Origin of the sequence: Streptomyces soli (assembly GCF_003999195.1) — a bacterium.
Lineage (GTDB): Bacteria > Actinomycetota > Actinomycetes > Streptomycetales > Streptomycetaceae > Actinacidiphila > Actinacidiphila soli.
In genome coordinates this window covers 1-15,168 of record NZ_RJVR01000160.1, presented here as the reverse complement: position 1 = coordinate 15,168, position 15,168 = coordinate 1, and the positions used below count along the sequence as shown (strand labels likewise).

Here is a 15,168-nt window from a genome sequence, read left to right as displayed (position 1 = left end):
GTGAAGTCTATGGGCTTGCTTGAGCCGTGGTGCTTGGAAACAAGCATGCCCGGTTCTCAGGGGGCCGGGTTACGGCAACGTGACCCGGCTACCCGACGACTGGTGGGGCCTCGCCACCCGCTATGACAAGACCCCCACCAGTTACGAAGCCGGCCTACACCTACGCGGCTCCCTCATCTGGCTCCGTAGCCTGACGCCCGCACCATGATCCGAATTCAGAACAGGTCCTAGTGCTGTGACCGCATACGTTCACCGGGTTGGTGATCCCTGACGTCAGGAGCTGAGCTTCTAGATCAACACGAGCCACCAGGTGTTCATGGCCCCTCCTACAGGCCGAACAAGCGACTCAGGGCGCCGGTCACCAAAGCGTGAGTTGGCCCCCGGGGGTGCTGCCGGGGCCGTCGGCTCACTGATCCGCGGTGCTCAGCTGACCGGTCCCGTCATCGCGTGCGGCCCTACCGCCGGCTCGAGCAGCGACAACGTCCGCTGCTGCGCATCGAGGCCGACGCGGATGCCGACCGGCATCGGCAGATTCGGGCCGGCATGCCCGAACTCGACGTTGCCCAGGACCGGGATGTCACGGTCGCCGAGGACGTCGAGGACGATCTCGGGCAGAGTAGGGGACGCGCCGGGCTCGAGTCCACTGATCTCGCGCGGAACGCCCACGACCATGCCGGAGATCCGATCGAGGATGCCGCAGTGTCGCATCACCTGCAGATAGCTCCACACGTACGATGCCTGGCCCCCTATCTCCTCCCAGAACAGCACCGCACCGTCGAACCATTCGAGCGGCAGCGCGAAACGCGTCGCCTGCGCCAGCACGATGCGATTGATCACCCCGCCGATCAGCCGACCTTCGACACGACCAGGACGCCAGCACTCCCACGACGGGCTCGCAGGCAGCGCACCGATCGCCTCGGTACCGGTCAGCAACCTGGAGTAGAGCTTCTCGAGTTCCGCTTGGCGCGCCACGGGCGCAGACTGCCAGTGTCCGCCGAAGCCAGGGACGGCCATGTCGGCATGGAACCCGACCAGACCCGTGCGCGCATAGAGCACCAGATGCAGCAGCGAGATGTCGCTGTAGCCGAGGATCGGCTTGGGGTCGGCCCTGATCGCCTCGACGTCGATCAGGTCAAGGTAGCCGAGCGCCGTCTGGCCGCCGTCACTCGCGACGATCGCGCGCACCTCAGGATCACGCAGAAGACCATTGAGCTCCCCGGCGATCTCCGCCGGCGTGGCCGCGCTCCACCAATGGCGGAGTCCTACTTCGAGTAGCGGAGCCCGACGCACGCGGAATCCCATCCGCTCGAGCACAACCACCGTCTGCTCGACGTTGGGCTCGTAAGCGGCTGGCAGCGGACCGGACAGCGATGCGATGACAACGAGATCTCCGGGCCTCAGGGCACGCGGTCGAAGCAGTTGAGGCAGTGCAGAACCAGTCATGGCGTCAGTGTCGCCGGTGCCATTGGTAGGGTCACGCGACTTTCGCCGGTCGTCCGCCCCAGCGCAGGCCCTTCTCGCTGCGGATGCGAGCACGCTCCTTCCGTTGAGCGGCAAGGACGTCGGGGTGGCGGGCGTTGGCACTGCGCCAGCGCAGGTAGGCGTGCAGGGCGCGAGTCTGGGCGGTGTGGTTGCGGTGGTGGGAGTTGGCGACGGTGAACTGCCGCAGTGGCCCGAAGTGGGCCTCGATCGGGTTGGCCCAGGACGCGTAAGTCGGGGTGAAGCACAGCTCGACCCGATTCTTCCTCGCCCAGCGCCGGATCGTGTCGCCCTTGTGGGCGGACAGGTTGTCCAAGATGACGTAGATCGGGGCGCCGTCCGGGCGGGCCGCGCGGATCGACTTCAGCGCGGCCAGGGTGTTCGCGGCGCCCTTCTTGCGGCGGTTGACGCCCCACAGCTTGTCGTCGCCGACCGAGTAGCAGCCGTGGAAGTACCGGACGCCGTGGGTGCGGTGGTAGGTCGCGGGGTGCCGCTCCGGGTGTCCTTGCTCGGCCCAGGACGACCCAGCGGTGGGGCGGATGCCGAGCGGGCCGAACTCGTCGAACGCGAACACCCGGTCGGGGAAGCGCTCCAGGACGTGCTCGATCCGGTCGAGCTTGGCGTCGCGCTCCGGGTCGGGCGACTCCTTCCAGGTCTTGGTCCGCTGGAAGGTGATGCCGCGGCGGGCGAGCAGGCACCGTAACGCCTCGCGGCCGATGCGGATCACGCGGCCGTGCACTTTCCGCAGGTAGGCGGCGAGTTTGCGGATGGACCAGCGGGTGAAGGGCTGGCCGAGCTTGGTCGGGCGGGTGGTGGCCGTCTGGACGACGAAGTCCTCGTCGTCAGGACTGAGCAGGCGGGGACGGCCTCCCGCCCACCGAGGGTCCAGGCAGGCCAGGCCGATCTCGTTGAACCGGTGGATCACGTCCCGGACGGTGTCCTCGTCGGCCTGGACCAGCTTCGCGATCACCGGTACCCGGTTCCCGCCGGCCGAGGCCAGCAGCATCATCGCGCGCCGGTAGCGCACCGAACTGGTGCTGCCCCGGTGCACAATCTGCTGCAGCTTCTGCCCTTCCTGGTCGGTCAACCTGCGCACACGGACAGGCTCTGCCACCACACCCCCAACGATCGGACGGACGTCACCGCACATCCAACCGCCACGACCACCAACCCGGCGAACCATCCCGGTCAGAGCACTAGACGAGCAGGAACACCAGCACCTGCGGGAACTGGCCGCCCGCGCCGCCCGCTACGCACCCGAACCACCACCCGCACCCAGCCGCACGGTCAGCCCGCACCTGAAACTACTGCTGGAGACTATGCGCCCCTACCCGGCCTACGTCCTCAGCCGCAGCATGGACTTCCTCGCCGGGAACCCCGGCGGCCTCGCCCTGTACGCCGGGCTGGACGAATGGCCCGCCAAACGCCGCAACCTGGCCCGCTACCTCTTCCTCCACCCCGCAGCCGCCGGCCTCCTCCCCGACTGGGACAACCAGGTCCGTGCCTGCGTCTCCAGGCTGCGCGCCCTCGCCGGCATCGCACCCGACGCCCCCGACCTCACCAACCTCGTCGGCGAACTCCTACTCAAAAGCCCCGACTTCGCCAAACTCTGGGAACGCTACGCCGGGGTTCCGCAGTTGAGTGGGTGCTCTAGTCCACGAATCGGGGCTCTGGCCTGGGGGTATACGTGATGGCACGCCGAACGGGCGTGTGTCTAGGCGCTGGCGTTCCTGCTGGTCAGCGCGCTTCGCCGGTCAAGTGGGCTGGAACGGCGGGAAGTTGCAGCCACCACGCTACTGGATGCCCACCGCCTGAAGGAGCGCCTCGATGGTTTCGGATCATGGTCTGTATGACCCAGAACGCGGCTGTTTGTACGGCCGGGGATGCTGGCATTGTTTGCCCGTCGGGACCGGCGGGCAAACCGCTGACCTGCGCGTGTTTCCAGGACTAGACACACGCCGACACAGTCGGCGGAAGTGTATTGCAGCAGGTCAGCCAGCCTTTTCGTGGACTAGAGCGCCGCACAGCTGCGGAACCCCGGCTACGACGTCACCGGCCGCAAACCCACACACAAGACGTTCCGACACCCCCACGTCGGCACGATCACCCTCACCGCCCAGTCCATGCACCTGGACGGCACCCCCGGACAGCGACTCGGCGTCTACGTCGCCGACCCCGGCACCCCCGACCACGACGCCCTCCTCCTGCTCGACCTCACCGCGCCCTCAGCGACCTCGCCCACGACCGGCGCGGTGGACAGACCTGAACCCCATGCGTTCGGCCCCGCGGGCACCACGTCGGCCTTCATGCGCTGGAAGAGCACGTCTTGGGGGCTTCCCCCAGCATGCCCATGTGCTTCGTAAGACCTTTCCCAGTGCAAGTCGCTGATCTTCTGGCAACAGGATTCTGTAGTTCGAAAAAGCCTGTCCTGCTCATTCTGCGTCCTGGCCTCCGAAGCCGACCTGACGTGCGCGGCCCGGCTGCTCCCGGAGAAGGCGCAGACGTACGTCGCTCTGGAGCAGACCGTGGGCCACAGCTTCAAGAAGGATCTGTCGATCGCCGAGATCGTCCGGTCGGGCCGCGGCCCTAGACGCCGCCGAAGGCCCGATCGTCAAGCACCCGCCGGGCACCGCGATGGCCGGCTTCATCGGCAAGGCCAAGACCCGCGACTACCTGGAGCGGCTGGCCCTGGCTGCGTGACCTCACGGCGCCGGCGGGCGGTTGACCCCGCCCGCCGGCGGCCCAATCCCGAACCACGACCCGAGCAAGGAGCCCGGCCATGCGCATGACCGCCCTGTCGTACGGACTCGGCGCCGACAGCACGTGCATCCTGCTGATGATCCTCGCCGACCCGGCCGCGTTCGGCCTGCGCGCCGACCTCGCCGACCTGGTCGTCGTGCACGCTGTCACCGGCAACGTTCTCTAGCCGGTCTAACCGTGTTGCTCTGATTGCATACGGCTCAAGGTCCCACTCGTCGCCAAGAGTCGGCCGCGTGCGCCACAACCTAGCCAGGGGCGGGCCCGTGGAGACGACGAAAGACCCCGCCTCTATGGTGGACCGATGGCATCGATCAAGCAGGTCCAAGTCACCTTCGACTGCGCAAAACCTGAGCGCGTCGCTCGTTTCTGGTGCGAGGTGTTGGGGTATGTCGTACCGCCGCCACCGGAGGGGTTTGCTACTTGGGACGATTTCGATCGCTCGCTGTCGCCTGAGCATCAGGGGTCAGCGGTCTGCATTGATCCATCAGGTGTGGGCCCGCGACTGTTCTTCCAGCGCGTTCCCGAAGGCAAGGTCGTCAAGAATCGGCTGCATCTTGACGTGCGGGTCGGCACCGGGCTCGTGGGTGAAGAGCGCCTCGCCGCACTCGAGGCCGAGTGCGTACGACTGGTCGCGCTCGGCGCGGTACGCGTGCGACTACTGCTTGCCGATGGCGACTATGAGTCGTGCATCGTGATGCAGGACATCGAGGGCAACGAGTTCTGTCTCGACTGAGTGGCCGCGAACGTGGCACCTTCGCGAGTCGACTGGTGCAGTTCGCCATCACGAGGGTCGCCGTCCCGCGGCGCGCCAACGGTCCTGATCCAGAACCGCCCCTCGGTGTCCACGTGAGCCCGGCGACGGCTATCCGGCCGCCCTCGCCTTTCTGGTCGCCGCCCCTGTCGGCGCTGAGGACAAGCAGCGCCCCGGGTTCGAGACCGCCTGGACGAAGTCCATCGGGCGGCGGTTGGCCCCGCCGCCGATGACCGCCACGCTGCGCAACGCGTTCCCGAAGGAGCTAACCATGCAGGGGCGCTGCGCCACGACCGCATCCTCAACGAGGCCCTCGAGACGCGGATCCGCTGCGACTCATGCCCCTGCTCGGGATCACCGAGACAACCGCCATGCGCTACATCACCGCGGCCCGCCCCGAGCGCACCGCCCGTCAGCGCCGGTTCCGGACCGGCGGGCGGGTTCAGACCGCGACCGCGGCCCTCTGCTCGTCGGCGGCGTCGCGGCTGCCGCGGGCGGCGAGGTACCGCTCGGCGTCCAGGGCGGCGGCCGCGCCGGTGCCGGCGGCGGTGATGGCCTGCCGGTAGGTGTGGTCGACGACGTCGCCGGCGGCGAAGACGCCGGACAGGCTCGTGCGGGTCGAGGGGGAGGCGACTTTGATGTATCCCTCGCCGTCCAGGTCGAGTTGGCCGGTGAACAGCTCGGTGCGCGGGTCGTGGCCGATCGCGATGAACAGGCCGGTGACGTCCAGGTCGCGGGTCGCGCCGGTGAAGACGTCGCGCAAGGAGACGCCGGCCAGCATGCCGCCGCTCTCCTTGATCTCGGCGATCTCGCTGTCGAAGGCGAAGGAGATCTTGTCGTCGAAGAAGGCCCGGTCCTGCATGACCTTCGAGGCCCGCAGGGTCGAGCGGCGGTCACTGACTTGGCGAAGCGGGTGAGGAAAGTGGCCTCTTCCATGGCGGTGTCGCCGCCGCCGACTACGACGATGTCGCGGGCCTTGAAGAAGAAGCCGTCGCAGGTCGCGCACCAGGAGACGCCGCGGCCGGACAGCTCGTCCTCGCGCGACAGGCCGAGCTTGCGGTAGCCGGAGCCGGTCGCCACGATCACGGTTCTCGCGCGGTGCACGGTGCCGGTGGAGTCGGTGAGCAGCTTGATGTCGCCGGTGAGGTCGACGGAGACGATGTCGTCGTCGACCATCCCGGCGCCGAATTTCTCCGCCTGGGCCCGCATGCTCTCCATGAGCACGGGCCCGTCGATGCCTTCGGGGAAGCCGGGGAAGTTCTCGACTTCGGTTGTGGTGGTCAGCGAGCCGCCGACGAAGATGCTGCTGCCGAACAGCAGCGGGCGCAGCTGGGCGCGGGCGGTGTAGAGGGCGGCGGTGTAGCCGGCCGGGCCGGAGCCGATGATGACGACGTCCCGCACGCCTTCGGTGCCGGTACCGCTCAGGCTGCTCATGCCTTCTGCTTGGCGTCGATCTCGGCGATCAGGGCCTGGATGCGGGCCTTGATCTCGTCGCGGATCGGGCGGACTGACTCGACGCCCTTGCCGGCCGGGTCTTCGAGCGCCCAGTCGAGGTACTTCTTGCCGGGGAAGATCGGGCAGGCGTCGCCGCAGCCCATGGTGATGACGTAGTCGGACGCCTGGACGGCCTCGGTGGTCAGGATCTTCGGCTTCTGGTCGGCGATGTCGATGCCGAGTTCGTCCATGGCCTCGACGGCTGCGGGGTTGACCTGGTCGGCCGGGATCGAGCCGGCCGAGCGGACCTCGATCCGGTCGCCCGCGAGGTGGGAGAGGAAACCGGCGGCCATCTGCGAGCGGCCCGCGTTGTGGACGCAGACGAAGAGCACGGAGGCGAGCGGGGCGGTGGACATGGGTTCTTCCTTCATGAAGGGACCAACTGGTGGGTTCAGGCGGGCAGGGAGGACAGCAGTTCGGTGATGTGGGTGTCGATCGCGTCGCGGATGTCGCGGACGACGGCGATCGGGGCGCCGTCGGGGTCGGCGATGGGCCAGTCCAGGTAGCGGCGGCCGGGCACGACCGGGCAGGCGTCGCCGCAGCCCATGGTGATGACGATGTCGGCGGCCTGGACGACTTCGTCGGTCAGCGGCTTGGGGAACGCTCCGGAGACGTCGACGCCGGTCTCGGTGAGGACCTGCGCGATGGACGGCTCTACCTCGGCCGCGGGGTGCGTGCCCGCGGAGGACGCGATGGCGCGGCCGGCGGCGCGGTACTCGAAGAGGGCTGCGGCGAGCTGGGAGCGGCCCGCGTTGTGGCTGCAGACGAACAGCACGCGCGGCAGGCCGCTGCCGGGGTCGCCCTGGACGTGGGCGAGAGCGTCGAGACGCTCAGCGGTGAGGCGCTCGGCCAGCACGACCAGGTGCGTGCGCACTCGTGCGGTGGCGGCGAGGAGGCTGTAGGAGTCGGTGAGCAGGGCCTGGACGGTCTCTGGGGAGAAGCGGCCGGCGTGCCGGGTGGCGAGCCGGGCGACTCCGGCGGCCAGGCGCTGGTCGGGTAGTGGTGGGGATGTGGCGGACACGGGGAACTCCTTCGACGCTCCCAATAAGTCATCTCGCGCTGGTATCAGCACATGGTGATGTGAGAGTATCAGTGCATGCTGACTTCAGTCGATCCTGATGTACTCCGGGTGCTGGGCGATCCGCTCCGCCTCCAGATCGTCACCCTGCTGGCGCGCGAGACGCTCTGTACGACGCACCTGGTCGAGGAGACCGGCGCGAAGCAGACCAACCTGTCCAACCATCTGAGGGTGCTGCGCGAGGCCGGGCTGGTGGAGACCGAGCCGTGCGGCCGCTTCACGTATTACAAGCTGCGTCCCGAGGTGCTGGCCGGCCTGTCCGAGCAGTTCGCGCAGCTCGCCGCCTCCGCCCGTACCGCTTCCGAGAACAAGAGGGCCTGCCCGTGACCTCCACCGCCGCCAAAGGCACGTCACCAGCCAGCAGCGGGGACGACTCGATCGTCAAGAAGCTCTCCACCCTCGACCGCTACCTCGCGGTGTGGATCGTGGTCGCCATGGCCGTAGGCCTGGGGCTGGGGCGTGTGATCCCGGGGATGAATGACGCGCTGGCGAAGATCGAGGTCGGCGGGATCTCCCTGCCGATCGCGCTCGGCCTGCTCGTCATGATGTATCCGGTGCTGGCCAAGGTCCGCTACGACAGGCTCGACCGCGTCACCGGCGACAAGAAGCTGATGGTCTCCTCGCTGGTCATCAACTGGATCGTCGGCCCGGCCGTCATGTTCGCCCTGGCCTGGATCTTCCTTCCCGACCTGCCCGCCTATCGCACCGGCCTGATCATCGTCGGCCTCGCGCGCTGCATCGCCATGGTCATCATCTGGAACGACCTCGCCTGCGGGGACCGTGAGGCCGCCGCGGTCCTGGTGGCGCTGAACTCGGTGTTCCAGGTGATCGCCTTCAGCCTGCTGGGCTGGTTCTACCTGGACCTGCTGCCCCGCTGGCTCGGCCTGGGCGACGGCCAGGGCCTCAATGTCTCCATCTGGCACATCGCCCTCAACGTGATCGTCTTCCTCGGCATCCCGCTCGTCGCGGGCTTCCTCACCCGCCGCATCGGCGAGCAGAAGATGGGCCGCGAAGGCTACGAGCAGCGGTTCCTACCGAAGATCGGGCCGTGGGCGCTGTACGGGCTGCTGTTCACGATCGTCATCCTCTTCGCCCTCCAGGGAAAGACGATCACCTCGCAGCCGCTGGACGTCGTACGGATCGCGCTGCCGCTGCTGGTGTACTTCGCGATCATGTTCTTCGGAACCTTCCTCCTCGGTAAGGGCCTCGGCCTCGCCTACGACCGCACCGCGACGCTGGCGTTCACCGCGGCGGGCAACAACTTCGAGCTGGCCATCGCGGTCGCCATCGCCACCTTCGGCGTCACCTCCGGCCAGGCCCTGTCCGGCGTCGTCGGCCCGCTCATCGAGGTGCCCGTCCTGATCGGCCTGGTCTACGTGGCCCTGGCCTGGCGCAAGAAGTTCGGCGCCAGCGCCCTGACGACGTCGGCATGACGCACGCAGTGGACGTGGTGGTGATCGGCGGCGGGCAGGCGCCGGCGGCGCCGAGCTGACCGTCGGCGAGATCGCCGAGCGGTGTGGGTCGACCGCCTCGGAACACCTGAGGCTTCTGCGCCGCGGCGGCCTGGTCCTGTCCTGCAAGGAGGGCAAGCAGGTCTTCTACCGCGCGGACGGGGCCTTCATGGCCGAGCGGCTCGGCGTGCTCCAGGACTACCTGGCGCGCTGCTGCCCGCCGGGCTGCGGCTGACCGGCGAGAACAGCGTCAGTCGCGCAGGTCGAGCATCGCGGACATCGCTGCGACCACCGAGGGGGCGACCTTGTAGTAGACCCAGGTCCCGCGCCGCTCGGAGGTCAGCAGGCCGGACTCGCGCAGCTTCTTCAGGTGGTGGGAGACAGTCGGCTGGGAAACGCCGACGTCGGCGATGTCGCACACGCACGCCTCGCCCCCCGCGTGCGAGGCGACCTTGGAGAACAGGCGCAACCGCACCGGGTCGGACAGGGCCTTGAACATCACGGCCATCCTCTCCGCGTCGGCCGGTGACAGCTCGGCCGACGTGATCGGCGGGCAGCACGGCACCGCAGCCCCGGCGTCCAGCACCGGCAGTTCCACAACCTCTGACTTCGACATGTGTCTATGTTGACACCCGTCGATACCGAGTGGCAAGCTCGGCATATCGACAGTGATCGAAGCAGCGGCCCGGCCGGGCCGCTCATCCCGGAGAAACGGACCTGCCATGACCACCACCACCTCGGACCTGCCGGTCGTCGTCATCGGCGCCGGGCCCGCCGGCCTCGCCGCCGCCGCGCACCTCGTCGAGCGCGGCATCGAACCGCTGGTCCTGGAAGCAGGCCCCACCGCCGCCTCCGCGGTGCGCGAGTGGTCCCACGTTCGGCTGTTCTCCACCTGGGGCGAGCTGACCGACCCGGCCGCCGAAAAGCTGCTGGCCCCCACGGGCTGGACCAAGCCTGACGCCTCCACCTACCCCTCCGGCGGGGACTGGGCCGAGCTCTACCTCCAGCCGCTCGCCGACGTCCTGGGCGAGAGCGTCCGCACCGGCGCCACCGTCACCGGCGTCTCCCGCACCGGCCGCGACCGCGTCGTCGACGCCGACCGCGCAACCCAGCCCTTCGTCGTGCACCTCACCACGGCCGACGGCAGCGAGGAGCGCGTCTTCGCCCAAGCGGTCATCGACGCCTCCGGCACCTGGACCACCCCGAGCCCGGCCGGCGGCAGCGGCCTTCCCGCCCTCGGCGAGAAGAGCGCCGCCGACCGCATCACCTACCGCGTCCCCGACCTCAAGGACCCGGCAATCCGAGCCCGGTACGCAGGCAAGCGCACCGCCGTCATCGGCTCCGGCGCCTCCGCCTTCACCGCCCTGGCCTACCTGGCCGACCTGGCGAAGTCCGACGACGGCACCGGCACCCACGCCGTGTGGATCCTGCGACGCGGCATCTCCGGCTCCACCTTCGGCGGCGGCGAAGCCGACCAGCTCCCCGCCCGCGGCGCCCTCGGCCTCGCCGCCAAGGCCGCCGTCGACAACGGACACGCCGACGCCGTCACCGGCTTCCGCACCGAGGCCATCGAGCGCAACAGCGACGGCCGCCTCGTTCTGGTCGGCGAAGACGGACGACGTCTCCATGCGGTCGACGAAGTCATCGTCCTCACCGGCATGCGCCCCGACCTCACCTTCCTCGACGAACTGCGCCTCGGCCTAGACGAGCGGCTCCAGGCTCCGGTCGACCTCGCACCGCTGATCGACCCCAACCAGCACTCCTGCGGCACCGTCTACCCGCACGGCCACCGCGAACTGTCCCACCCCGAACCCGGCGTATACCTGGTCGGCATGAAGTCCTACGGCCGCGCCCCCACCTTCCTGGCCATGACCGGCTACGAGCAAGTCCGCTCCGTCACCGCCGCGATCGCCGGCGACCTCGCCTCCGCCGACCGCGTCGAACTCACCCTCCCCGAGACCGGAGTGTGCGGCGGCGCCGGACTCTTCGACGCCCCGGCCGCCGACCAGGCCGACGGCAGTGGCTGCTGCGCTCCGGCGCCCGCGCTCGTGCAGCTCGGCGTCGGCGCCCCCCTCGCAGCCCTCGCCGAAGAGACACCTGCGGGCGGCTGCTGCAGCTCGTGACCGACCTCAACACCCCTAAGCGCGCGGCCGCGACCGGAACCGGGGACCGGTCGCGGCCCCGCGCCGCCCTCACAGCGCTGTGCGCCACACAGATCACCAGCTGGGGCATCGTCTACTACGCCTTCCCCGTGCTGAACCCGCAGATCACCGCCACCACCGGCTGGCCCGCAGGAGCCACCACGGCCGCGTTCTCCGCCGCCCTTCTCATCTCCGCGGTCGCCGGAATACGCGTCGGCCGGATCATCGACCACCGCGGCCCGCGCACCGTCATGACCGCTGGCTCGGTACTCGGCGTGCTGAGCATCCTCATCGTGGCCGCCGCCCCCAACCTGCCCGTGTTCATCTCCGGTTGGCTGCTCGCCGGACTCGCGATGGCCTCCACCTTCTACCAGCCAGCCTTCACAGCCCTCACGCGCTGGTGGGCACCCGACCACGTCCGCGCCCTCACCATCGTCACCATCGGCGAGGGCGGCGGTGAGGGGTGCGAAGACGGTGGAGGCGAGGCCGCCGGCGACCCACCTGTCCTGGCGGGCGACATACGCCGTCCTCGCCCTGGTGCTGGCCGCCGTGACCATCCCCGCCCACGCATTCGCCCTCAACGCACCGTGGCCGAAGGCGACTCCGGCCCCTGCCCACGTCACCGGCGGCGCGGACCACGTGGCCCGCAGCCGGCAGTTCTGGATGCTGGCCGCCGCCCTGACCCTCTCCTCGTTCACCGTCTACGCCGTCGTCGTCGCCCTGGTCCCCCTCCTGCTCGAACGCGGCTTCACCACCACCGAAGCCGCATGGGCCCTCGGCCTCGGCGGCGCCGGACAGACCCTCGGCCGCACCCTGTACGCAACGCTCGCCCGCCGCACCGCAGTGACGGCCCGTACCGTCGCGCTCATTGCACTCGGCGGACTCACCACGGCCGCCCTCGCATCCGTCCCGGGCCCGTACGGGCTACTGGTCGCCCTGTCGGTCACTGCGGGGATGATCCGCGGCAACCTCACCCTGCTGCAAGCCACCGCGATCAGTGACCGGTGGGGCACCACCCACTACGGCCGCCTGTCCGGACTCCTTGCCGCACCCGCGACCGCAGCCTCCGCCCTTGCCCCGTTCGCCGGCGCGGCCCTGGCCACACCCCTGGGCGGCTACCCCCATCTGTTCGCACTGCTGGCACTCGTCTCCGCACTCGCCGCCCTGGTCGTCGTAGGGACCAGGCCGCGCCGCACGGGGCCGGAACGGTAGCGGCGGCAACTGCCGGACGCACAGTTGTGTGCAGCGGATGCCAGAGCGTCAGTTGCTGCGGCGCCGCACGGAGATGAGCAGCCCGATCAGCGCGATGCCCATCCAGACGGTGAGATAGGTGAAGGCGGCTGTCGGCGAGACGGCGGTCCAAAGGATGCCGGCGATGCCGCCGCCGGCGGAGAGGTGACCCAGGGACTGGACGGTAGCGAGCATGCCGAAGGCGAAGCCGCGTAGGTCCTTCGGGGCGAGGGCCGCGACGGCGGAGTGCTGGGCCGTCTCGACCGCGCCGATGCCGATACCGGCCAGGATGAACGGGACGGCGAGGAACGCGATGGCCGCGCCGTTGATGGTGAACAGCCCGACAAACCCGGGGTCCGTAAGGTCGGCATCGGCATCGGCCTGCGCCGGTTCGGCGATCAGCCGTTCCTCATCGTGCTGCGCAACCACTGCACGGTGCAGTCCCTGGACGAGCCGATCGGCGCGATCACCGCCGAAGGCAACCACCACATGCTGGTCAAGCCGGGCCGCACCGTCAACGAACTGCGAGGTCCAGATGATCAGCCTCCACACCAAGGCCCGCGCCCAGCGGTTCCCCGACGGCCACGGCTTCCAGGGAAAAACCACTGCCGAACTGACCCGGCAGGTCGGCAACGCCGTCCCGGTCAACTCCGCGTACTGGCTGGCCCAGCGCGTGCTGCCCAGTCTCAACTGACCGCCGCGCCCACCCGGGTGAGGAGGCCACTGGGGGCCGCGGCTCGACGCTGTGGCCCCCAGTTTCGACCCGCACCATCCCACCGCAGATGTAAATAGTGTAAAGTTCCTCATGTCAGTCGTGGATGGCCCCACAGCGCGACACCCGAACCTGAACCCCGCTACGCCGGCATCACCACCGCCGGCGCCTGTTCAAGGAGAACTGATGATCCCCGCCGGCCGCATCCCCCTCGGTGCCGACGACATCGCCCAACGCAAGGGCAAGAAGACCCTGTCGCGTGCCGAGGCCGAGCAGCTGCCCGCCCCGATCAGCCGGGAGGGCGCGCGCACCCGCATCTGGGACAAGGAACAAGTCGAGGCCCACCTCGCCGGCCTGCAGGAGATCCCGCAGCTGCCCGACCAGGAGTCCCCGGAGGACCTGCTGGACCGGGAAGAGGCCCGGCACCAGCTCCAGAACGTCATCAAGCCCGGCGCCTGGGCCGCCTACGTCGCCCACGGCCACGCCCCCAAGCCCGACACGATCGTGTGCGGTGTCGCGCACTGGAAGCGGCGCACCATCCGCGACTGGGACGCCAACCGCCCCGGCGCCGGCGCCGGCGGCGGCCGCCCCAAAGGCAGCAAGGACTCCAAGCCCCGCACCGCTGCCACCGACAAGCGCCTCGCCCGCGCCCAGGCCCGCAAAGACCGCATGGCGCAGATGCTGGCCGCCAGCAAAGGCAAGGTGACCGCCGCCGAGATCGCCGCCGACCTGGGCGTCACCGAGCGCCAGGCGTATCGCATCCTCGACAAGGTACGCGCAGCCGCAAAGTAGCCGCGGCGATCAGGCGAGGAGCGGAACTGAAGTCCTGTGTCGAGCCGACACGGCTGACCAGGACACGGCTGCTGAGCTGTACCGCAGCCGTGTTCTGGTCAGCCGGCGCTGAGCTTCCGCAGTTCGTTGAGGAGGCGGTCGGCTGGGACAAGCGGTGGCGGGTCTTCCAGCGGGTGGCTGAGCCATCGTGGGCGCTACTGCTTCGGGGTACGCGTTGGGCTGATGGGTGACGGACTGTAGCGGTGGCGAGGAGGATGCGCACCGGGGCCCCGCGGCCCCTGCCCGCCCGCGTCGGCGGATGCGAGCAGGCATCTGGTCACCACCGTGCAGAGCTCCGCGCTGGAGTCCTGCCGCCGTTGCGCAGGACACCCGGCGGCCCGGGAGGCGTCGCAGGCGTTGCGCAATCCCCGGGCCGAGGCCGCGCATCCGGGTTGCGCAGCCGGTTTGCGCAATCCCCGCGTCGGGTTGCGCAATCGGCGCCGCGGGTTGCGCAATCGGGCTGCGCAATCGGCGGCGCGGAGGGGCACGGGGAGGCATTGCGCAACGCGCGAGACCGGCTCCGGGCGTGGCCTGCCAGCGGCCGCCGTGGTCGGTGAGTGGGGCGGGTCGGAGCCTGCGGGGCGGTGAGCAGGCGTGGTGAGTTTCTCCGATCGGCGTGGTGAGTTTTGCTGGCAGGCGCCCGGACCGTGGTGAGTTTTCCTGGCGGCCGTGGTGAGTTGGGGTTCGAGCGCGTGGTGAGTAGGGGGCAAGGCCGTGGTGAGTGCAGAAATCCTCGGATTCCCGCCCGCCCCGCTCCAGCTCCCCGCTTGCCGGACCGGTGGAGGAAAAGGGCCTGTGACCAGGCGTGGTGAGTGGCAGCGCCGACTCACCACAGGGGGCGGAAAACTCACCACGGGCGCCGTGGCCGAACCGTGATCTCCAAGGGGTCCTGGTGGTGAGCGAATCGGTGAGTGGCGCCGGGCTTCATAGGGGCAACACCCCGACCGCCCCTGTCCCAGGAGCCCTTGTATGCCCACCCAGACCCCACCAAGGCCAGCCCCCGCGGCCGCCTCCACCCCCCGCCCGCTCCATACTCCGAGCGCGTCCCTCGGCACCCTGAAGGCCGCGCACCGACGGGTCTCCCTTGCCCGGATCGGAGTGTGGGCGGCACTGGCGGCCGGCCCGCTGGCGCTGGCCGTCGTGTGCGCAATGCCCCGCACCGTCGCGGCCGCTGCGCAACCCACCACCACCGCACCCACCGCATTGCGCAACCCAGAGCCGACCGGGGTGGCGACCCTAAC

General features: G+C 69.6%; 14 protein-coding genes and 4 pseudogenes. 11 read left to right on the top strand and 7 right to left on the bottom strand.

What is annotated here, in order from left to right:
* Positions 1–423: 423 nt before the first annotated feature.
* Positions 424–1,443 (bottom strand): S66 peptidase family protein, encoded by a 1,020-nt coding sequence (locus EFK10_RS14080; protein ID WP_127356044.1) that lies wholly within the window; start codon positions 1,441–1,443, stop codon positions 424–426.
* A gap of 31 nt (positions 1,444–1,474) precedes the next feature.
* Positions 1,475–2,593 carry an IS630 family transposase gene (locus tag EFK10_RS14075; RefSeq protein ID WP_322973330.1) on the bottom strand — a complete coding sequence of 373 codons (1,119 nt, stop codon included), beginning with the start codon at positions 2,591–2,593 and terminating at the stop codon, positions 1,475–1,477.
* Between the two features lie 82 nt (positions 2,594–2,675).
* On the opposite strand from EFK10_RS14075, the pseudogene EFK10_RS14070 reads away from it, so the two are divergent.
* The 4 genes and pseudogenes from EFK10_RS14070 to EFK10_RS14060 all read left to right on the top strand — a co-directional run.
* Positions 2,676–3,105 (top strand): annotated as a pseudogene (locus EFK10_RS14070) (MmyB family transcriptional regulator); the annotation flags it as partial.
* Between the two features lie 401 nt (positions 3,106–3,506).
* Positions 3,507–3,842, top strand: coding sequence for an MmyB family transcriptional regulator (locus tag EFK10_RS53255; RefSeq protein ID WP_164835992.1), 336 nt, complete (start codon positions 3,507–3,509; stop codon positions 3,840–3,842).
* 416 nt (positions 3,843–4,258) lie between these two features.
* The gene (locus EFK10_RS47395; RefSeq protein WP_164835990.1) at positions 4,259–4,405 is read left to right on the top strand and encodes a hypothetical protein; all 147 of its coding nucleotides are present in this window, start codon (positions 4,259–4,261) and stop codon (positions 4,403–4,405) included.
* A gap of 135 nt (positions 4,406–4,540) precedes the next feature.
* Positions 4,541–4,972: a VOC family protein gene (locus EFK10_RS14060; protein WP_127356042.1), complete on the top strand. Its 432-nt coding sequence runs from the start codon at positions 4,541–4,543 to the stop codon at positions 4,970–4,972.
* A 460-nt stretch (positions 4,973–5,432) separates the two neighbouring features.
* On the opposite strand, the pseudogene trxB reads toward EFK10_RS14060, so the two are convergent.
* The 3 genes and pseudogenes from trxB to EFK10_RS14040 all read right to left on the bottom strand — a co-directional run bounded on the left by trxB (position 5,433) and on the right by EFK10_RS14040 (position 7,505).
* Positions 5,433–6,424: pseudogene (trxB, locus tag EFK10_RS14050) on the bottom strand (thioredoxin-disulfide reductase).
* Complete coding sequence (locus EFK10_RS14045; protein WP_127356041.1) at positions 6,421–6,840, bottom strand: arsenate reductase ArsC; 420 nt, start codon at positions 6,838–6,840, stop codon at positions 6,421–6,423. The pseudogene trxB and the gene EFK10_RS14045 overlap by 4 nt, the downstream one beginning before the upstream one ends.
* A gap of 35 nt (positions 6,841–6,875) precedes the next feature.
* Positions 6,876–7,505: an arsenate reductase ArsC gene (locus EFK10_RS14040; RefSeq protein ID WP_127356040.1), complete on the bottom strand. Its 630-nt coding sequence runs from the start codon at positions 7,503–7,505 to the stop codon at positions 6,876–6,878.
* 75 nt (positions 7,506–7,580) lie between these two features.
* On the opposite strand from EFK10_RS14040, the gene EFK10_RS14035 reads away from it, so the two are divergent.
* Entirely contained in the window at positions 7,581–7,889 is a 309-nt protein-coding gene (locus EFK10_RS14035; RefSeq protein WP_127356039.1) for an ArsR/SmtB family transcription factor, read from the top strand.
* Positions 7,886–8,995, top strand: a complete 1,110-nt coding sequence (gene arsB, locus EFK10_RS14030) for an ACR3 family arsenite efflux transporter (protein WP_127356038.1) — start codon at positions 7,886–7,888, stop codon at positions 8,993–8,995. The genes EFK10_RS14035 and arsB overlap by 4 nt, the downstream gene beginning before the upstream one ends.
* Before the next feature lie 268 nt (positions 8,996–9,263).
* On the opposite strand, the gene EFK10_RS14020 is transcribed toward arsB, so the two are convergent.
* On the bottom strand, positions 9,264–9,629 hold the full coding sequence (locus EFK10_RS14020) for an ArsR/SmtB family transcription factor (protein ID WP_127356037.1): 366 nt from the start codon (positions 9,627–9,629) through the stop codon (positions 9,264–9,266).
* Positions 9,630–9,735: 106 nt separating this feature from the next.
* Here EFK10_RS14020 and EFK10_RS14015 point away from each other — a divergent pair, with 106 nt between their 5' ends.
* Positions 9,736–11,136 (top strand): NAD(P)-binding domain-containing protein, encoded by a 1,401-nt coding sequence (locus EFK10_RS14015; RefSeq protein WP_127356036.1) that lies wholly within the window; start codon positions 9,736–9,738, stop codon positions 11,134–11,136.
* A pseudogene (locus tag EFK10_RS14010) lies at positions 11,133–12,366 on the top strand (MFS transporter). The gene EFK10_RS14015 and the pseudogene EFK10_RS14010 overlap by 4 nt, the downstream one beginning before the upstream one ends.
* Positions 12,367–12,414: 48 nt before the next feature.
* Here EFK10_RS14010 and EFK10_RS14005 read toward each other — a convergent pair.
* Positions 12,415–12,813: an MFS transporter gene (locus EFK10_RS14005; protein ID WP_206305446.1), complete on the bottom strand. Its 399-nt coding sequence runs from the start codon at positions 12,811–12,813 to the stop codon at positions 12,415–12,417.
* Here EFK10_RS14005 and EFK10_RS52620 point away from each other — a divergent pair.
* The 3 genes and pseudogenes from EFK10_RS52620 to EFK10_RS13990 form a co-directional block, all read left to right on the top strand.
* On the top strand, positions 12,698–13,078 hold the full coding sequence (locus tag EFK10_RS52620) for a DNA cytosine methyltransferase (protein WP_322973331.1): 381 nt from the start codon (positions 12,698–12,700) through the stop codon (positions 13,076–13,078). The genes EFK10_RS14005 and EFK10_RS52620 overlap by 116 nt on opposite strands.
* A gap of 204 nt (positions 13,079–13,282) precedes the next feature.
* On the top strand, positions 13,283–13,888 hold the full coding sequence (locus tag EFK10_RS13995) for a hypothetical protein (protein ID WP_127356034.1): 606 nt from the start codon (positions 13,283–13,285) through the stop codon (positions 13,886–13,888).
* 1,008 nt (positions 13,889–14,896) lie between these two features.
* A pseudogene (locus EFK10_RS13990) lies at positions 14,897–15,168 on the top strand (hypothetical protein); the annotation flags it as partial.